The following is a 17,066-nucleotide window of genomic DNA, read 5'->3' on the forward strand; positions in this document are numbered from 1 at the left end:
TGAGGCGGTGCTGTCGGGTCGAGCCAGCGCTGCACCCAAGGGTGGCGATGGGTTGGTGGAGTCACTCCGGGTGCTGCGCACCTCGAGGTCGTCTGCACTGACCGCCAGGACAGCGACGATCAACCAGATCAAGGGCATGCTGATCACGGCGCCAGAGGAGCTGCGTTCGCGTTACCGGGGCCTGTCGAACACCAAGTTGATCGCTGCGCTGGCGGCGTCACGACCGACACCTGCGCCGGTCACCGCAGCCGAGGCCACGGCCTACAGCCTGCGGCTGCTGGCGCGGCGCTGGCAAGCACTGACCGAGCAGATCGAGGACTTGTCCGGGCACCTGCAACGGCTACTCGAAGACCATGCCCCGGACCTGATGAGCGTCTTCGGCTGCGGCCGAGACACCGTGGCGCAGCTGCTGATCACCGCCGGCGACAACCCTGACAGGCTACGCTCGGAAGCCGCGTTCGCGGCACTGGCCGGAGCCTGTCCGATACCGGCGTCGTCGGGCAAGACCAACCGTCACCGACTCAACCGCGCAGGCGACCGGCAGGCGAACTCAGCGCTCTACCACATCGTGCTCGTGCGGCTGCGCTACGACCAGCAGACCCGTAACTACGCGACACGACGGATCGCGGAAGGCAAGACGAAGATGGAAATCATCCGCTGCCTGAAACGGTATCTCGTTCGGCAGCTCTATCCACTCATCGTCCAGACGCTGCAGCCTCGACGCCAAACGACCGCCGCTTGACAGCAAGTCAATAGGAGTGTCGTAGATCGTCTGGATAGTGATCCACTGTCCGCGCTCGTTTTGAATCTTTTCCCGGATCAAGTAGCCGAGCTCTGCCAGTTCGCGGAGCGCGGAGCGGATGGCGTCTCGGCCTTCTTTCGGTGACTGGCCGGCGATCGCATCGGATCGGGTGCGCCAGTCGTCCGGCTTCGACAGCAACCAGATGAGCACGCCACGGGCGCGGAACGACAGGCGCTCGTCGTTGATGACGGCATTACTGAGGATCGTGAAGTTACTGGCAAGGCGCGGTCCACGACGCACGCCGCCAGCCAGGGTATTCTGGCCCACGTTCGACTCCTAACTAGTCGGACACCCGGCCCGTCGGGAGTTGCCGCTCCTGGCGGGCCTTCTTCAATTGTGACGCCACGCGGATCGGTGACGATCTTGAGATCTTGGCACTCCTTCGGTCGTGCGTGCAAGGAGAATCTTCGAAATCGCTTCAGCGCAAAGGTTTACATGATGACGTGGGCCGCGACATCTCTGCGTCGGTCGTCATCGAGTATTTCTCCCGGAGTTATGGAGCCGATCGGATCCAGCTGCACGCTTCTCGATGCCGGCCGAGCGCCGCAGCGTCCGGGCGATAAGCGGAGCTTTTCGGTACGCGAAGCCGCTTGCCGGCCAATGCGGCGTACTCGCTGCCCGCGAGCTGAGGAGCGACTTCGATGGTGAGGTCGCTGCGCACTGTCCACATTTGTAGATCGAACAAGGTGTGGAGGTCGGCGCGAAGAAGCAGGCCATTCGTCACATGATTGCTGTGCTCTCCGAAGTAGCGGTCGATATGAGCTGCTTCCAGGACCGCCTCGACGTCACATCCCGTGACCGCACAACGACGTTCGTACGCGGACAGTAGCGCGCGTCGGAACTTCGGCTGGCCGTATCGCACCGCTATGGCTCGTTGTGCGCGCTTACGGACGTCGTCGCCCTTCACGTACGTCGGGAGGCTGTTGGGTAGCTCTACATCGACGACGGGGAAGTGGGCGAAAGCAAGATCGGCTTCCGGGCCGAACAGAGAGCGCAAGCGACTTTCGGCAGACGGGTCGGACACTTGGTTGGCTCCGGCCTGCGCCGCGAGATTCCTCCCGAGCAACTTCTGTAGTTGAGCCCAGGTGGGAGATGAAACCACGTCCTCACTGATTGTGTCGAACTCGAATCGGTGGGTGTAGCCGCCGGTCCGAACGTCGCTCCAATGTGCGGTCGGCGCGCTGGGGGTGATTTCGTAGAGGCCGGAAGTTGCTCGTGCGTACGCGACGAACCCGTTGCCCTGGCCCGTTATCCAGAAGTAGATGTCGTCACCAGGCACAATCTTCCTGAAGTACGACGGGCTACGGACGTCCCAGAAGCCGTCGTCTCGTGCGTAATCCCAGTGTTGTGGTGTCTTCTCGTTGATCTTTACGATCCAGCTGGTCATTGCCCATGCGCCTTCTCAGGTTCGCATCGGGTGGGGGCATGTCCTGCTGCGGAAGCCCGTCGGGCCGTGCTCGGTGTTCGGTAGTCGTCGTGGGGTGTCAGTCGGAGATCAGTTGACGGAGCGCATCTCGTGTTTCGGCATCGGTCGAGTAGATGACGGTGCCGATCATTCCGCGGGTGAGCAGCACCTTGTAGACGTTGCGGACCAACCGGTCGAAGCGCACGTCGGAAATTCGTGTGCGGTTCTTGAAATCGGGATCGCGGTTCGCCTCGCGGATCGTCGTGAATCGTCCGTTACGCCAGACCAGATCGGGTCCGAGGATGACCCCGTTCCAGTCGTATTCGAAACCTTGGGCGGTGTAGACGCAACCGACCTGCCCGAACCCGCCGTCCTCAGTGGCCCAGAGTGCAGCTGGGGGAGCGTCACCGATTCTGCGGTCGCTCTTGCTGTTCCACGGGCGTGCCCAGCTGCCGATCCGAACGTCGGGGACCAGATTCCCGTCCTTGTCTGCGTTGCTCCACGGCCAGCAGTAGCCCGCCGTCATGCGCGCCGAATATCCGCGATCCCTCTGCTGGGAGAGCAGGTGCTCCATCTCCTCGGGGCTGTCGGCAACGCGAACGGTGAACTGGGGATCACCTCTCCACTCGAACGGCCCTCCGTCTTCGAGGTCGAGTAGCCGCTTCACCCACAGCAAGTACTCTTCGCTGCCTCCGCAGCGGAATTGTTCTCCCAGATGGATGTGCTGTGTCTCAAGACCCAGCGAGGCTGCGTAATGTTCGATCTGGGCATAGGACCCCATCTCCCCGGGACGTACGACCTGGTGCTCGTCGAGAAGGAAGACAGGGACACGCGCGGCCGCGATGAGTTCGTCGACCTGCGGTCGGTCTGTGCGGAGTTCGGCTCGTGTGTAGCGATCGACGGAAGTCTCACGAATGCGGTGCGCCTCGTCGAGGATGAGGACGTCCAGACCGTTGCGATCCGCCGTCATGAACTGGTTGAAGTACTTGAACATCTTCTGCACGCGCGGTGCACGGTGCCCCGCAACCTTCCGCAGGGTTTGTGTGAACGATCGGGACCCTGTCGCATGCAGCACGGTTCGGCCGCGCCGGGCGAGTTCACCGAGTAGCGACAACGCCACGACGCTCTTGCCGCTACCGGGACCACCGGTGACGATGATGACGCGCTTTCGATCGGCGGCGCGAGACTGCTCCACCTCGTGAAGCACGAGGTCGACGGCGAGTTGCTGATTGCCGAGCAAATGGAACTGGGGGCGGTCGCGTACTTCTGCGGCGGCAACCTCGAGGAGTTGCCGGGAGGGGGCGATCGCCGACTTCATCAGAGCGTCGCCGGCGGAATAGCCGGGCGCAGGGGCGAGGCGACTCCGAAGGAACGCGATCATGTCTCCGCGCTCGGCAGCGGTGAACATCCGCCCCGTCACGCTCATCGGATAGGAACGCAAATCGGCGACGGCACTCTGATCGGTGGCGTTGTGGAGGTAGGCGATACCGGCAAGAGCGTCGGGTTGATCGGACACCGTGCGGGCGAAGTCCACGAGATAGTCGCAGTACCCCTTCACCTGCGCGGCCGGGTGCAGCTTCGGTCCTCCCGGCATCCCGGCTACCTCGACAAGTTCGGGGTTGTCCTCGTACCGCCGCGCTGCCGACCACTGCTTCAACTCGACAACCACATACGAGGCAGCACCGGTCTGCGGATGCGTCCCTGCCAGGACGACGTCGGCACGCTGGGACGTCAGAGGAAGGTGATATTCGAGCAGCATCTCGACGTCGTCCAACCCGGCGTCGACGAGGTCGCGAGCGAGAACGGGCAGGCTCCGTGCCCAGGACTTCTGCTCGGATTCTCCGGCGCGTCGTCCCGTGCGAAACAGCATCTGTTCCAACAACTGCTCCGCGAGCGATTCGGGACGATCGAGGTCGACGATCCGGCGGGCGGTAGTACGAAGCAGCGTCACAGTCAGGTCCCCAAGGCAGCACGAATCCACTCGTGCGGGTGGGGGCATGTCCGTGGCTGCTCATCGCAGCGGAAGTCCGTCGGGCCGCAGACAGAACTATATCGGTGAGGGTTGCCGCAACTCGTTCAGGGCGAGTGCGGCTGGTACGTACCGGACGATCTCCACAGCAACGAGCCGGCAGGCAAGGTCGCATAGACGCCGTGAGCGGCCGACGCCGTCCGCTTGTGCAGAACCGGGATCCGGGTGAGGCTGGAAACGTCGGCCAAGAATTGTCGTTCCAGGGCTCGCGTCACATGGTCCTGCACCGGGATGCTGGCCGACTTGTCGAGGTTGCATCGCGCGTCGGTTGCCACCAGGTTGGCAACACCGTCGATGGGGATCATCGACCACGGCACCACGTGATCGATGTGGACTTCGGAGTGCAGACGACCGTCGCAGTAGAAGCAGCGACCCGACTGCAGGTCACGGAGCGGGTCGACGAGAGCGCGCAGCGCGGTGCGGTCGGTGCCGAAGAGAAAACCGTCGATGTCCTCGGCATCGAGTTCGGCGCGGTTGAGGTCGATGACATCGTGCGCCCATACGGAGCGGACGAAGGTCCTGAGCAGCACGGATGTGCGGCGCAACCCCTCGGGCACACCTGGACGCAGCACGATGACGGCGATCCGGTCGACGTCACTCACGGTCATCTTCTTGTGAAAGCCCGCCGCGTCGTACAAGAACTCGTCGCGGGCAGCGCTGTGAGGGACGGTCTGAAGATGCGTGAGAGGTTGTTGCGCGATCGTCAGCCGCACGGAGCGAACGAGTCGTCGATAGACCGGATGGGCGGACTCCCGAGCTGCCTCCGCGGTGCGAAGCCCATCGGATATCAGGATGTCTCGGACCTCTGCGACGCGATCCGGGATCGAACGTCCGCGCCGGACCTGAACGAGTCGTCCGTGGCGGTGGAACGACCGAACCTGATTCCAGTAATAGCCGATGATCCGGTGCGCGATCTCGTCGATCGGAACGGTGAGACTCCCGTCGGGAGCAGCGGTGTTCTCGACACAGATATCCACGAGCGCCATGACGGTCGCGAGTTTGTACGTGGAATTGCGGCGACCGGCTTCGAGGAGTTGCACGACGCGGCCGGCGACGTCGAGAGGATCAAGTGCCGCGTAGCTCATCCCGGCACAATATCCGCCGCTCGAGCCGTGAGGCTTTCGCGCTACGAATTCTGAATCGGAGGTCGTGCGGTGAGAGCGCTCGGTCGATGCGGTTCTTCTGTCAATCCGAATCGTTCATCGAAGATGTCCTGCGACGTGAGAGCGATCTATTGCTCGGCTCAAGCATGGGCGAGCAGCATCGTGGCGTTTGGCCACTGTATGGGGGCGGATCCGAATGGAGACAGGGACGACGAGCGACCGGCAATGATCGAACTCGAACCCGAATTTGATATGTGGACGATAGGGGAGTGCAATGGGCTTCCTCGCGCGCCGAACCCGGGTTTGCTCACGCTACACGCGGGGCAAGCCTCGGGTCAGCGCGCGAGAGTTGTGGGGGCGCACGCGGCCTGGAGACAGGATCCCGGGCCTTCTGGGCTACGACCCCTTCCACTACGTCGTGTACACCCGACCGTCGTTGCCGCAAATGACTGCGTCGAGATTCTTAGCCTGAATCCACTGACGTGATGCCGAAGCCCGTTCCGGCCGGGCGAGTGGATGTATGGGCAGTTGCGGACATGCGGTGACCGCTGGTTTGCCCAGCTTTTCCACGGTGCGGTTCCGGTCGTGCCGTCTCGGCGGGTCGGTCGGTGTTCAGGCGATAGCTGGCGGGCTGTGGCCGATGGTACTGGTCCACAATCGAAGCCATGCGTCCGACCAGGGCCAGTGCGTGGGTAGCCGCAAGATCGGTTTTCGTTGCGGTCGACACAATCGGGCCGGGATATCGACGATCTTGCGCCGTAGCGTCGCCCCACGGGCGCGAACATGCCCACCACCTGCAAGAAGGCCAGCGGCGCGCAGCAGGTTGTGGGCGATCGCCGCGCAGAGCACCCACGCGGAGTTCGCCCCGAAGCGCCCCGACGGCATGTGCGCCAGGGGTCCGTCGATGAGGTCGGCGAAGACGGTTTCGATGATCGCGTGCCGGCGATGGGTGACATCGGCGTCGGTGGCCGAGGTAGTGGTGTTGGTGAAGAACGGATGATGCCGCCACACCGGGAACAACGCGTCGGGGTAGCGGGCGTCTTTGACGCGGCGCACGATCAACCGGGCGGTAACCGGAGTCGTGGTGGAAGCAAAAGCGGTGTAGGCGGTTTCGGCGACCTCGGCATCTTCAGATCCACGCTCCGGTGTCCGGGTCACGCACGGCACCGGGATATCTCACCGGGGTCCACGCGTCGTCGGGGATCGAGTCGATCGCGCGTTGGACCGCGGTGTTCTTGGCCAGGACGAGCGAGAAGCACACTTTCGCGCGCAGGCACGCCGAGATGACCGAACGGGTGCCGTAGGCGGAATCACCGCAGACCGTGATGGCACCGGCCGCGCCCGCTGCCCGGGCGGTGACGATGGCCTGGGTGACCATCCGACCTGCACCGTTACCGGAGCCGGCTTTCCCAGCGCGCAGTCGCATCCCGGTGATGATCGGCGTGGAGTCGGCTGTGCTGATGGTGGTGGCCAGTGGGGACAGGCCTTTGCGCAGGATCTGTTTGCCGGCGATTTTCGTGTGTCCGTAGCTCGCGCCTTGTTTGGCGCGGTCGTAGACCGGGCGCAGCAGCGAGTCGATGTCGATGAACGCCTGCTCGGCCAAACCGGGCAGGATCTCGACCCGGGCCGTGAGTGCGATCAGGTGTTCGCGGAGCACGGATTCGAGCTGGCGGGCATGACCGAAGCTGAACTCGCGTAGCGGTGTTCCCACGGTCGAGGGGGCGTAGACACCTCCGAAGAGGTGTGTCATGCCGCCGGAGCGTAGCAGGTCGATATCGTCGATGTTGTCGGCGCCGGCGCACATCCCGGCGATCAGGGTGAGCAGTTTCGGTGCCGGGCTCGCCGCCCCGGACGCGACCTTCGTGGTGGTGATCGAGACCTTCTCCGAGAGCAGGTCCGGCAGGTGGGTGTGTTCGGCCAAGGTCATGATCGGGACCAGGCCGGCGCACGAGACGAGGTTGTCCTCGTCGACCATCGCGGAGCCGTCGATGAACTTGTGGGGCACTTTCACCGGAAGTGTCTTTCGTGAACTGGTGGATTTGTTGTGTGAGAACTCCAATCTTCCCAGTTCAGGGGGCACTTTCTTCAGTTCGACACGCTGCTACGCAGTCGGTCTTTCGGTGGAATCAGGGTAAGAGCAGGAATGAGATCGGTGTTGCCGAGGCGCGTCACACATGTGCGACGAAATACCTCCCGCAGGTGTTGTCCGCCGCGTCAGAAGCCGGGTCTTTGCAGTCATCGGTGTGCACGCGGCTCGGGAGGTCTCACAATTGTTCGACCTGGGTCTCGACGGAGAGCACCGATACGCCGAACACGTTCACGACGGCCGTCCCCGAGCGTTCGTCTATCTCGACCATCCGTCGAGCGGCGGCAAGAAGAAGCGATTCGCGACGGCCCTGACACCGGAGCAGCTCGATCGGCTACGCGCTGGGTTCGCGGTCACCACCTGACGCTGCGCGATGTCCTGGCCGTCGATGCTGACGCGACGACGACTTGCGTGGTTCCAGCCCCGCGATCCGGGGCTGGAACCACAAATCAGGCGGAGCTGCACCACCTCGCAATCCGCGTCCGCCGGGTATTTCTACATCGATTGCACGTGATCGTCGATCATCGCTGCCAAGGAATTCTGTATGGCTCTGGCTCGTCCTCGACCGGCCTTGCAGCAGATGGCTGATAATCCCAACACCAGCGGTAGTGCTTCGATGTCTTCAGTTCGGTCACCTCCGGTGGGAGAGTGCGAAGGATCCGTTCGATGTCGTGCCACTCGGCTGTGCCTGCGTCGACGCGGGACGCGAAGGCTCGAAGCGAGTCGGAGGCGGTATCGGTTCCTGCGAGCCGGCTCATCAGTGCTTCGTCGACGTCTATCCGCGTATCCCAGTCACCGTTGGACACATGGTCGGCACGGATGCGATGGGTGTCGATGGTGTATCCGGCGTCCTGGATCCTTCGGACGGCTGCTTCCAGATGGAAGGGGACATCTCTCATACGGCATCCGCCCAGGGATCGTCGCCGACGACATAGCCGGACTTGGGGGCATTGTATGTATCGTCTGCATCGGCCACGCTGGTGATGTCCATGGCCAGTTCGGCCTTGGTCTTGGTGTCGTTGTAAGCGTCGGTTATCGGTGCAAGCTTCTCTTCGAACTTCTCGTTGAGATAGCCGGACGGAGATGCCATCGCTGCAAGGAATCCTTCGAGCGCCTCGACTATCTCCCGCACGCCATTGACGAGATCATCGATCTGCGAAGCCGCTTGTTTGATGATCTCGACAATGGCGTTCACCTGGATGTACGTGCCGATCCAGGGAATCTTCTTGACGGCGAACTTCAATGCCTGGGTGGTGTTCTCGAGTGAGACTTCCTCCTCCAACATCGTGGCGAGTCGCTGAACCCCGCTTATCGCCGCCTGCCTGACCTTGTCGGAGGTGAAGAAGCACATCTCTTTCGCTACTCGGCCTACCGGGCCTTCCCACTCCATAGCTGCTGCTTGGCGTTCAGCATGCTCCGTGAAGCTCTGAGCGGCCGCACCGTCCCAATGCGGATCGAGTTGTTCATAGCCGGTACGGACGTTGGAACCACACGTTTCCATACCTTCGGCTGCGATGCGGTATGCGTCGCCGATACGCTTCAGTTCGTTCCAGTTTCCCGTCAATGGCTCCACGAACTGCAGGAGCGGACTCCATCCCGTTGCAGCGTGAATCGCGTCGTCTACATCTCCGAGCCAACCTGCTGCGTCCGCGATGACTTGCCGAATATCCTCGGCTCCTACTTCGGACAGCGGAAGGTCTACTTCCTCTGCCTTCCGGTAAGTCACCGGGTCGAGGAACGGAGCTGCGGGGCCGGGCGCTGGGGTGTACGGGTCGTAGTGGGCGTCGATCAGCTCTTCGAACAATATGTTCGCGTTGAGAGCGTCATATGTTTGGGCCTCTTGGTCTGCGTACATCCACGCAACTCGGTTGAGCTCCACACCGGTCGACCGAGTAACCGCCGCCAAGCCGCCGTACCGGGAAGACATGAAGTCCGCGGTCGCTGCCAGAGGGGCGCTCAATAGTGCAAGTACACCTGCGCCCAATCCTTGCTGAACACTGCATTCCGCACGTATGTAGTCGGTGGAGGCCGAGGCGTCGTCGGCAATGTCATCGAATAACACAGCGGCTCCGGCTACTTCTTCGGGAGCTGCCTTGAATGTTTCGCCCATGACACTTTCTGTCTTCTTGATGCGCTTCGTTTGGTGGGTCGAAGCGTCGAAATGATGTCGTCTGCAACCCCGCCCTCGTACGCGCCATCGATATCCTGGTGGACTTCGACCATCAACACCATGGTTTCTGCGGTGGCGTAACCTGGCGTCGCCACGACATCGAAGCGGGCCGAGCCTGGTTCGCACGAACTGATTCGCGGGATATCGGTAACGAGGGCTGAGACGCGGACCGCGGGCCGCCCTGCGACTTCGAACCATACGGGGCCGGTGTACTCGACCGTCGGCAATGTTCCGGCATTGTCGTCGAAAATCCACTCGACGGCGCGGACCTCTTGTTGCGCTACCGATTCGAGGTCCAGGTCCCGCGAACCTGCCGCGCCGGAGATCGCAAGCCAGCCCCCGTCTTCCTCCGGGCAATAACCGTAACCGAAGAACCCGACAGCTCCATAACTGGCCTTGTCGTTCTCGTTGGACCATCCGGCGATAGAACGGTAGTCGTTGGTCCAGTCCGCCGGAATATCGTATGTAAGACCGTATCTCGTGCTGATCGGTTGCGGCGCACCTGGAGCGGCGGTCATCTGAGGCGGTGGGCGCAGCATCGAGGGGAACCCCTCCTGCAATGGCGGGGGAGAGGTTCGTGGACCCACCGGTGCCGATGGCGCGGAGGTAGTCGGCACCAAAGTCGGAACCGAGGGGACGTCAGGGCCGACAATCGAGGACACCCGCGGTAGCAGCAGGATTGCTGCCATCCCTCCTGCAATAGGCAGTACGGTGCGCAACAGAAACGACTTCACGTGCCCCCTCCCGACTGGATCTCGACCCCCTCGAGATCAGCGCGGAGACTGTAACAGGTGCCGCGGTTCGTCTCGTCGAGTGCACTCGACGAGAGCTCCATCGACTGGGATCTGCACAGTGCTGCGGTGTCAATGAGTCCAAAAGTCGATCAAGACGGTCGGAGCGTTGCGATGATGTCGTCGGCGGCATCGACGTCGTACGCGCCTTCGTTGACCTGCACCATCAACACCATGGTCTGCGCCGTCGCATAGCCCGGGGTGGCAACGATGTCGAACCGGGCGGCGTCGGGTTCGCAACCACTGACCTCCGGAATATCAGTGATACGGGCGGAAATTCGAATGGCGGGGCGGTCAGCGATCTCGAACCATACGGGTGCGGTGTACTCGACTGTCGGCCGCGTGCCGGCGTTGTCGTCGAAGATCCACTCGACGTCTCGGATCCTCTCGGTAGCTACGGTTTCGAGGTCGATACCTCGCGAGCCCGCCACGCCGGACATCGCCAGCCAGCCTCCGTCCTTTTCGGGACAGGACCCGTAGCCGAACGAACCGACGCTGCCGTAGACGGCATGACCTTCCTCACCGGACCATCCGGAGCTAGCGCCGTGGTCGTTCTTCCAGTCCGCCGGAATCTCATAGGTGAGGCCGTATCTGGTGTCGATCGGTTGCGTTTGCCCTGGCTCGACGTCGATCTTCGGTGGGGGAAACAACATGGAGGGAAAACCCTCCGGAAGGGGAGGTCGCGTGGTCTGCGGTGTAGAAGGGCTCGGTGCCGCGACCGTGGTCGGCACCAAGGTAGATACGGACGGGACTTCGGGACCGAGAAACGAGGACACCCGAGGAAGTAGCAACAGTGCTGTTATCCCGCCGATTATCGGCAGTACCTTACGCAGCAGAAACGACTTCACGCGCCCCCCTTCGGCTTGATCTCGACCCCCTCGAGACCAGCGCGGAGACTGTAACAGGTGGCCCATTGGACTCGTCGAGCGCGGTGCGTGGCCGCACGTTGCCGCCCGTGGATTTCGCAGGTCGGTCGAGGTGGTGCTGGCCTTGGTAAGTTGCTTACGTCGGCCGGAGTGTCCCAATGATCTCGTCTGCGACACCGACATCGTATGCGCCGTCGATGCCTTCGTGTATCTCGACCATCAGCACCATGGTTTCCGCACTGGCGTATCCAGGTGTCGCAACAATGTCGAATAAGGCGGCTTCGGGGTCACACTCGCTGACCTGCGGGATGTCCGTGACGTGGGCGGAGAGTCGGACGGCCGGACGGCCGGCCACTTCGAACCACACAGGTTCGGCGTACTCGACCGTCGGTAGTGTGCCCGCGTCGTCACCGAAGATCCACTCGACAGCTCGAATCTCCTTCGACGCGACCGCGAGAAGATCGAGGTCCCGTGAACCTGCGGCACCCGACATCGCCAGTTGAGCGCCGTCGTTCTCCGAGCAGTACCCTTCGCCGAAATGCCCGATTGCCCCGAAGCTCGCCCGGTCGTCCTTGTTCGACCACCCAGCGATAGAGCGGTAGTCGTTGGTCCAGTCCGCCGGAATATCGTATGTGAGACCGTATCTGGTGCTGATCGGTTGCGGACCGCCCGGCGCGGCGGTCATTTGAGGCGGTGGACGCAACATGGAGGGGAACCCCTCCGGCAATGGCGGGGGAAGGGTTCGTGGGCTCGTTTGTGTGGATGGAGCGGATGTCGTCGGTACCAAGGTCGGTACCGATGGAATCTCGGGACCCAGGAGCGCGGACACCCGAGGAAGTAGCAGCAGCGCCGTTATCCCGCCGACTATCGGCAGCACCCTGCGCAGCAGAAAAGACTTCACGTGCCCCCTCCGTCATGATCTCGGCCCCTCGAGACCAGCGCGGAGACTGTAACAGGCGCAACTTGACGCGCTGAACCGAGGTTCGCTCGCGCTACACGCGGGGCGAGCCTCGGTTCAGCGCGCGAGAGTTATAGGGACGAAACCGTTCTCACGCCTATACGAGACGTCACCAGTGGATGGCTGCCACCGAATCCAGCGGTTCGGTGATCGCCTCCGTCGCGACCTGCAGATCCGCATCTCGCAACGCCTGCGGGAACCGCAGCCGGGCGCGTTGTTCGATCTCGGCCAGCGGAACCTGGAAGAGCCGGAACTCGTCGAGGTCGAGCACCTCGATCTGATCGAGGTTCTGTCTCAGTAGGAAGCCTTGCTCCTCAAGCTCGCCGTTCTCCATGAACACGAGCACCTTCCAGAACTCGCGGGGGATCTTCACCCTCCTGAACTCGCGGTCATCGTCCGCGAACACCGGGCCGCCGAACGCCGACACCTTCAGGTCGTCGACGTCGACGTCTGCGAAGACCGCGTCCTCGAGCTTGCCCCAGACGCCGTCGCGGGCACTCTGGTTGAAGTCGTCCATCTGCGGGGTGATGTTGGTGTAGAAGAACGAGTCTCTGTTCGCCTTGTTCGCTTCGCTCATGCTGCCCCACAGCAGGTCGGCGCGTCGTGCAAGGTGCCCACGGTCGAGTCGGTTCGCCCGGTACAGCTCGTTGCCGACCTGGGCGTCCGCCGCCAGACGTGGATCCTTGACGAAGTCGATGTTCTTCCGGTTGAGCTTCTTCATGGATCCGCCGTCGATGTTCCACGCCACCCAGGCCGCGAACCGGCGCGACCTCCGCATCGTCAGCGAGAAGTGCGTGTACTGCAGCACCTCGGAGCCGTCGTTCGCCTTCGCGAGGTCGGGCTTCACCTCGGCCGTCACTTCGGGAAGCGGGACGGGCGTCGACAGGAAGTTCGGGTCGTAACCGACGGCCGCGACCACCTCTTCCGACGCGGGCGGGGTGAAGGTCACCCCCAGCTTCTCGAAGACGGATTGCGGCAGGCACGCCAGCGCGTGCTCGTCGGAGCTGCCGTTGGCCTCCCCGGCGAAATGCAGGCCGGCAAAGACTGTGGTCGCCGCGCCGGTTCCGGACCGGAACATCCATGCCGATCCCGAGTCGCCGCCGCTGCTGATCTCACCGTCGGCTGCGGGGTGTTTCGGGTCGGGTCCGATTTCGAACCCACCGATGGACTTCGTGCCGAGCCCGCAGATCTCCGGATCGAACTGCCGATCCTTGACCGTCGCCACGGCACAGTCCCCGGCCGGCCCCAGGTGCGACCGCACGAGTCGTCCTATCCGGTTGTCGTCGCGTCTTCCGGGGCGGCGTCGCTGCTTCCGGGGCGCGATGGAATGCGGGTTCGTACGACCGCTCGATCACATCGGTCGGGACCTTCACACCGTTCACGGTGATGCTCTCGGGAAGCGGGGAGGTGCCCAATGCTTCGAGAGCTTCGGGGTCCGATACCTTCTCATTCACTGTGAACTGCACGGCGAGCTCGTCGGTGGGTTTGCCGTCCACATGCTTGTATCCGACGCCGACAGACGAGACGTTCGGATCATCGAGGTAGTCGGCGCCCTTGGTGCGGATGAACTTTCGCAGAGCGACGGTGAGTTCATCCCTCTCGGGGCGGGGTGTGCGATTCGTCGGCCAGAGAGAGTGCGGCGGCCTCGGCTTCGTCCAACAGCCGCCACTGTCCGGGTTGCGTACTCATTCTCGGGACTCCGAAGCGCGAGTAGTGGTGTACTCCAATTCGAGATGACCCATCACCCGATTTGTGTGGAATGAACCCCGCTGAGCGGGTCGAATCCACCGAGGATCGTCGAAGGAGTGACCGCATGCGTCCGACCGGCATCACCACGAATATCAACGTCCCGGACATCGGGGAGGCGCGGAGCTTTTACGCGGACTATCTGGGGTTGAGCGTCGAAGAGATGAACCTCGGGTGGGTTGCGCGGTTCACCACTCCCGACGGTCGTGCTGTGGTCCAGTTGGTGAGCGGTGACGAGAGTGCTCCTGTGGACTCGGCGATCTCCGTCCACGTCGGCGACGAGGTGGAGGCGGCCTACGAGGAAGCGCAGCGTCGGGGGTTCGAGATCGTGTATCCGCTGACGACGGAGCCGTGGGGAGTGCGGCGGTTCTTCGTGCGCGCACCGGACGGCACGGTCGTCAACGTCGTCAGCCACTCCGACGATCCGCGGTAAGGGGACGAGGACGCCGTTCCGATCCGGTGTTCTCGACGGCGTATATGACGGTCGAGAACACCAGATCTTCCGGCTCGTCGCGTCGTCGCGTGCGGAGGCGAGGAAGTACCCAGTCCTGTAGTACGTCGGCATACATCTGGCACATCGCCTGATGCGGACCCTGATTGTGTGGGCTCGACCCCGGAAAGCGGGGCCGGATCCACATAAATCAGCTGAGGCCGAGGTCGATGGCGGCGAGCCCTGCCTGCGTGCGGTTGTGGACGTCGAGCTTCGTGTACACGTGCTCGACGTGATTACGGGTCGTCTTGTGCGCGATACCCAGCTCGTCGGCGATCTGCCGGTTCGAATACCCCAGAGCGACGAGTCTGAGGATCTCCACCTCGCGACCCGTCAGTCCCGCAGGCCAGGGCGCGCGTCGCTTCGTCGGATGCCCCACCGCGAGCAGCACGGCCTCGACCGCTTCGGTGTCGAGTCGACCAGCCTGCGCGTCGCGGCACATCCTGGCCGCCGCGGCCTCGGCCGTCAGTGCCTTGCGGTGCGGTCGAGGCTCTCGTAGCCGCTGATAGGTCTCCGCGGCGGCGAGGATCCGCGCCGTCACGCCCAGATCGGCGGCCCGGAGTCCGCCGGGATATCCGGAACCGTCGAGTCGCTCGCGGTGCGTCACAGCAACCGCGACGACCGGCTCCAGCCCGCCGACGCGGCTGAGGATCCGTCCGGTCAGATACGGATACAAGCGGACCCGCTCCCATTCCGCGGTGGTGAGCGGGCCGACCTTCTCCCAGATCTGATTGGGCACACCCATCCGTCCCAGTCCGTGCACGAGACCCGCGCGGTAGAGGAGTTCGACCTCCGCGACCGGAAGTCCGCGATGCCGGCCCGCGGCCGCCGCCAGATCCGCCACGCGTCTCGAATGCCCCAATAGGTAAGGACATTTGAGGTCGACGAAATCCGCCATCGCGCGCAGCATCTCGTCCAGTTCGGGTCTGCTCAGGATGTAGTCACGATCGGACGCCTGGGCGAGCGCCGCCGACCATGCGTCCTGTTCGAGGACACCCGCCGTGATGGCGTCGACGTCGTCGACGAACACCTGCACCACACGAGGACCGAACTGGGTTCCGCTTCGCGCACGAGCGACAGTGACCGCCTGCGCTGGCCCACCGAGACGCACGTACACCTCCGCGACATCGGCCAGCTGCACGATCTGCATCTCGACGGGAATCTCGTCACCGCGAACGCCCGTGGGTAGCCCCGCGCCGTCCCAGCGCTCGAAGGTGAAGGTCAGCATGCCGCTCACGCGAGGGTCCAACCCGACGCGGTCGGAGAGAACACTCGCGGACCCGCAGTGGGACCGGATGAGTTCGGACACCTGCCGACGCGCCGTGAACAGGAAGGTCGTGGCGTGGAGGAAACGCTCCGCGTACGGCAGTCCCCGCCCACTGTGGCCCATCAGCATGCGGAAGAAGGGGAGCCCCGTCATGTCCACCGCGTAGGTGTCGGCGCGGAACGCGATGTCGTCGCCGAACATCCGTGCCAGTTCGTGGGAGTCCGCGTGGCACCCGATCCAGGCCACCAGGTTGGCGTAGAAGACGACGTCCCGCTGGTCGGCGCTCAGCCCCATCCGGTCGGCGATGCGCGTGGCGATCACTGCCGAGCGCAGCATGTGCTCCATCGGCTGACCGAGACCCAGATCGATGGCGAGGGACAGCGCGGCGACCAGTTCCGCCCGTCGCGGACCGTCACCCGTGGACGTCATGGAATCAGTGTCCTCGCACGATGCCCGGTCCGAAAGATGAGGCAGCGGCCTCATGACGTGCGGACGCGGCGAGCACAGGATCGAAGTACCCGCAATCGAGGAGGACGAGATGACCATCACCCCGCACGCAGCCGCCCAGCAGTCCTGCGAACTGCCCCGGGTTTCCGGAGAGCGTTTCGCCGGCTACGCCGTGATCGGCGCGCCGTTCGCGAGCGGCCACTATCTCGCGCTGCGCGGATTCCCGATCAACAGCATCGGCGACGGCTTCACGTCCGTCTGGCACCGCAACCCGGCCGGCACGTGGACTGTCTACAGCGACGTGCCCGCCGAGCTGAGCTGCCCGCGCTATCTCGGTCGCGCGCTGAGCCGCACCGAGCAGACCGACGTGCGCGCCGAGTGGACCGGACCGGCCGACCTGCATGTGACGGTCGGTGGCGAACTGGAGTGGGATCTCCGGATGACCACCTCGCCGGCGACCACCCTCATGAACGCGGCGGGCAGTCTGATGCCCGACGCCCTCTGGCACAGCCCGGCGGTGCTGGCCGCGATGGGTCGCGTCGCCGGACCGGTGCTCGGCGCCGGCCGGATGCGGCTCGGTGGGCACCTGCCGAACGGGCAGTGGTTCCGGGCCAACCCGCGGCAGCTGTGGGCCGCGCACACCGAGCGCGCTGTCGTCGGTGGAGTGGATCTCGGGCCGGAAGGTCCACTGACCCAGCAGGACCGCCTCGGTGACTTCCGGCTCCCGCAGCGCGGACTGTTCGCCACGGTGCAGGTCTGGCTCGAACCGTTCGACGCTCGGCGTCACTTCCCGGCACGTCCCGACACGGTGTATGCGGACGGCGAGTGATCGGTGGGTGTTCCCGGGGGTAACAGTCTCCGGGGCGGGAGTGTCGCAAGGTTTCGTTCGAAAGTCGAGGCAACTCT

15 protein-coding genes and 2 pseudogenes are annotated in these 17,066 nt (G+C 63.8%); 5 read left to right on the plus strand and 12 right to left on the minus strand.

Features of this window, described 5'->3' with window-relative positions; translation table 11 throughout:
* Nucleotides 1–70: 70 nt before the first annotated feature.
* Nucleotides 71–742 carry a transposase gene (locus LPH33_RS07950; RefSeq protein ID WP_229565155.1) on the plus strand — a complete coding sequence of 224 codons (672 nt, stop codon included), beginning with the start codon at nt 71–73 and terminating at the stop codon, nt 740–742.
* Nucleotides 743–751: 9 nt separating this feature from the next.
* Here the strand turns inward: LPH33_RS07950 and LPH33_RS07955 are convergent.
* The 4 genes and pseudogenes from LPH33_RS07955 to LPH33_RS26880 form a co-directional block, all read right to left on the minus strand.
* Nucleotides 752–1,069, minus strand: a pseudogene (locus LPH33_RS07955) (helix-turn-helix domain-containing protein); the annotation flags it as partial.
* Between the two features lie 226 nt (nt 1,070–1,295).
* Complete coding sequence (locus tag LPH33_RS07960; protein ID WP_229567733.1) at nt 1,296–2,189, minus strand: HNH endonuclease signature motif containing protein; 894 nt, start codon at nt 2,187–2,189, stop codon at nt 1,296–1,298.
* A gap of 97 nt (nt 2,190–2,286) precedes the next feature.
* On the minus strand, nt 2,287–4,158 hold the full coding sequence (locus tag LPH33_RS07965) for a DUF2075 domain-containing protein (protein WP_229567735.1): 1,872 nt from the start codon (nt 4,156–4,158) through the stop codon (nt 2,287–2,289).
* Nucleotides 4,159–4,283: 125 nt separating this feature from the next.
* On the minus strand, nt 4,284–4,838 hold the full coding sequence (locus LPH33_RS26880) for an HNH endonuclease domain-containing protein (RefSeq protein ID WP_324256230.1): 555 nt from the start codon (nt 4,836–4,838) through the stop codon (nt 4,284–4,286).
* A gap of 12 nt (nt 4,839–4,850) precedes the next feature.
* Here LPH33_RS26880 and LPH33_RS26885 point away from each other — a divergent pair, with 12 nt between their 5' ends.
* Nucleotides 4,851–5,375 carry a hypothetical protein gene (locus LPH33_RS26885; protein ID WP_324256231.1) on the plus strand — a complete coding sequence of 175 codons (525 nt, stop codon included), beginning with the start codon at nt 4,851–4,853 and terminating at the stop codon, nt 5,373–5,375.
* A 576-nt stretch (nt 5,376–5,951) separates the two neighbouring features.
* On the opposite strand, the pseudogene LPH33_RS07975 reads toward LPH33_RS26885, so the two are convergent.
* Nucleotides 5,952–7,350: pseudogene (locus tag LPH33_RS07975) on the minus strand (IS1380 family transposase).
* A 232-nt stretch (nt 7,351–7,582) separates the two neighbouring features.
* On the opposite strand from LPH33_RS07975, the gene LPH33_RS07980 reads away from it, so the two are divergent.
* Nucleotides 7,583–7,789 carry a hypothetical protein gene (locus LPH33_RS07980; RefSeq protein WP_160876250.1) on the plus strand — a complete coding sequence of 69 codons (207 nt, stop codon included), beginning with the start codon at nt 7,583–7,585 and terminating at the stop codon, nt 7,787–7,789.
* Between the two features lie 157 nt (nt 7,790–7,946).
* Here the strand turns inward: LPH33_RS07980 and LPH33_RS07985 are convergent, their stop codons facing one another.
* The 6 genes from LPH33_RS07985 to LPH33_RS08010 form a co-directional block, all read right to left on the minus strand.
* A complete protein-coding gene (locus LPH33_RS07985) occupies nt 7,947–8,324 on the minus strand; it encodes a hypothetical protein (RefSeq protein ID WP_229567736.1) in 378 nt (125 codons plus the stop codon).
* Nucleotides 8,321–9,535, minus strand: coding sequence for a hypothetical protein (locus tag LPH33_RS07990; protein WP_229567738.1), 1,215 nt, complete (start codon nt 9,533–9,535; stop codon nt 8,321–8,323). The genes LPH33_RS07985 and LPH33_RS07990 overlap by 4 nt, the downstream gene beginning before the upstream one ends.
* Nucleotides 9,499–10,134 (minus strand): hypothetical protein, encoded by a 636-nt coding sequence (locus tag LPH33_RS07995; RefSeq protein WP_156895104.1) that lies wholly within the window; start codon nt 10,132–10,134, stop codon nt 9,499–9,501. The genes LPH33_RS07990 and LPH33_RS07995 overlap by 37 nt, the downstream gene beginning before the upstream one ends.
* 344 nt (nt 10,135–10,478) lie before the next feature.
* On the minus strand, nt 10,479–11,039 hold the full coding sequence (locus tag LPH33_RS08000) for a hypothetical protein (protein ID WP_229567739.1): 561 nt from the start codon (nt 11,037–11,039) through the stop codon (nt 10,479–10,481).
* A 349-nt stretch (nt 11,040–11,388) separates the two neighbouring features.
* A complete protein-coding gene (locus tag LPH33_RS08005; RefSeq protein WP_157741812.1) occupies nt 11,389–11,937 on the minus strand; it encodes a hypothetical protein in 549 nt (182 codons plus the stop codon).
* Between the two features lie 382 nt (nt 11,938–12,319).
* Nucleotides 12,320–13,435 (minus strand): DNA/RNA non-specific endonuclease, encoded by a 1,116-nt coding sequence (locus tag LPH33_RS08010; protein WP_229567740.1) that lies wholly within the window; start codon nt 13,433–13,435, stop codon nt 12,320–12,322.
* 588 nt (nt 13,436–14,023) lie between these two features.
* Between LPH33_RS08010 and LPH33_RS08015 the strand changes: the two genes are divergently transcribed.
* The gene (locus LPH33_RS08015; RefSeq protein WP_120284117.1) at nt 14,024–14,389 is read left to right on the plus strand and encodes a VOC family protein; all 366 of its coding nucleotides are present in this window, start codon (nt 14,024–14,026) and stop codon (nt 14,387–14,389) included.
* 208 nt (nt 14,390–14,597) lie between these two features.
* On the opposite strand, the gene LPH33_RS08020 is transcribed toward LPH33_RS08015, so the two are convergent.
* On the minus strand, nt 14,598–16,142 hold the full coding sequence (locus tag LPH33_RS08020) for an HD domain-containing phosphohydrolase (RefSeq protein ID WP_229567741.1): 1,545 nt from the start codon (nt 16,140–16,142) through the stop codon (nt 14,598–14,600).
* A gap of 109 nt (nt 16,143–16,251) precedes the next feature.
* Between LPH33_RS08020 and LPH33_RS08025 the strand changes: the two genes are divergently transcribed.
* Complete coding sequence (locus LPH33_RS08025) at nt 16,252–16,989, plus strand: hypothetical protein (RefSeq protein ID WP_229567742.1); 738 nt, start codon at nt 16,252–16,254, stop codon at nt 16,987–16,989.
* Nucleotides 16,990–17,066 lie beyond the last annotated feature (77 nt).

The organism is Rhodococcus sp. RDE2 (genome assembly GCF_020885655.1).
Taxonomy (GTDB): domain Bacteria; phylum Actinomycetota; class Actinomycetes; order Mycobacteriales; family Mycobacteriaceae; genus Rhodococcus; species Rhodococcus pyridinivorans.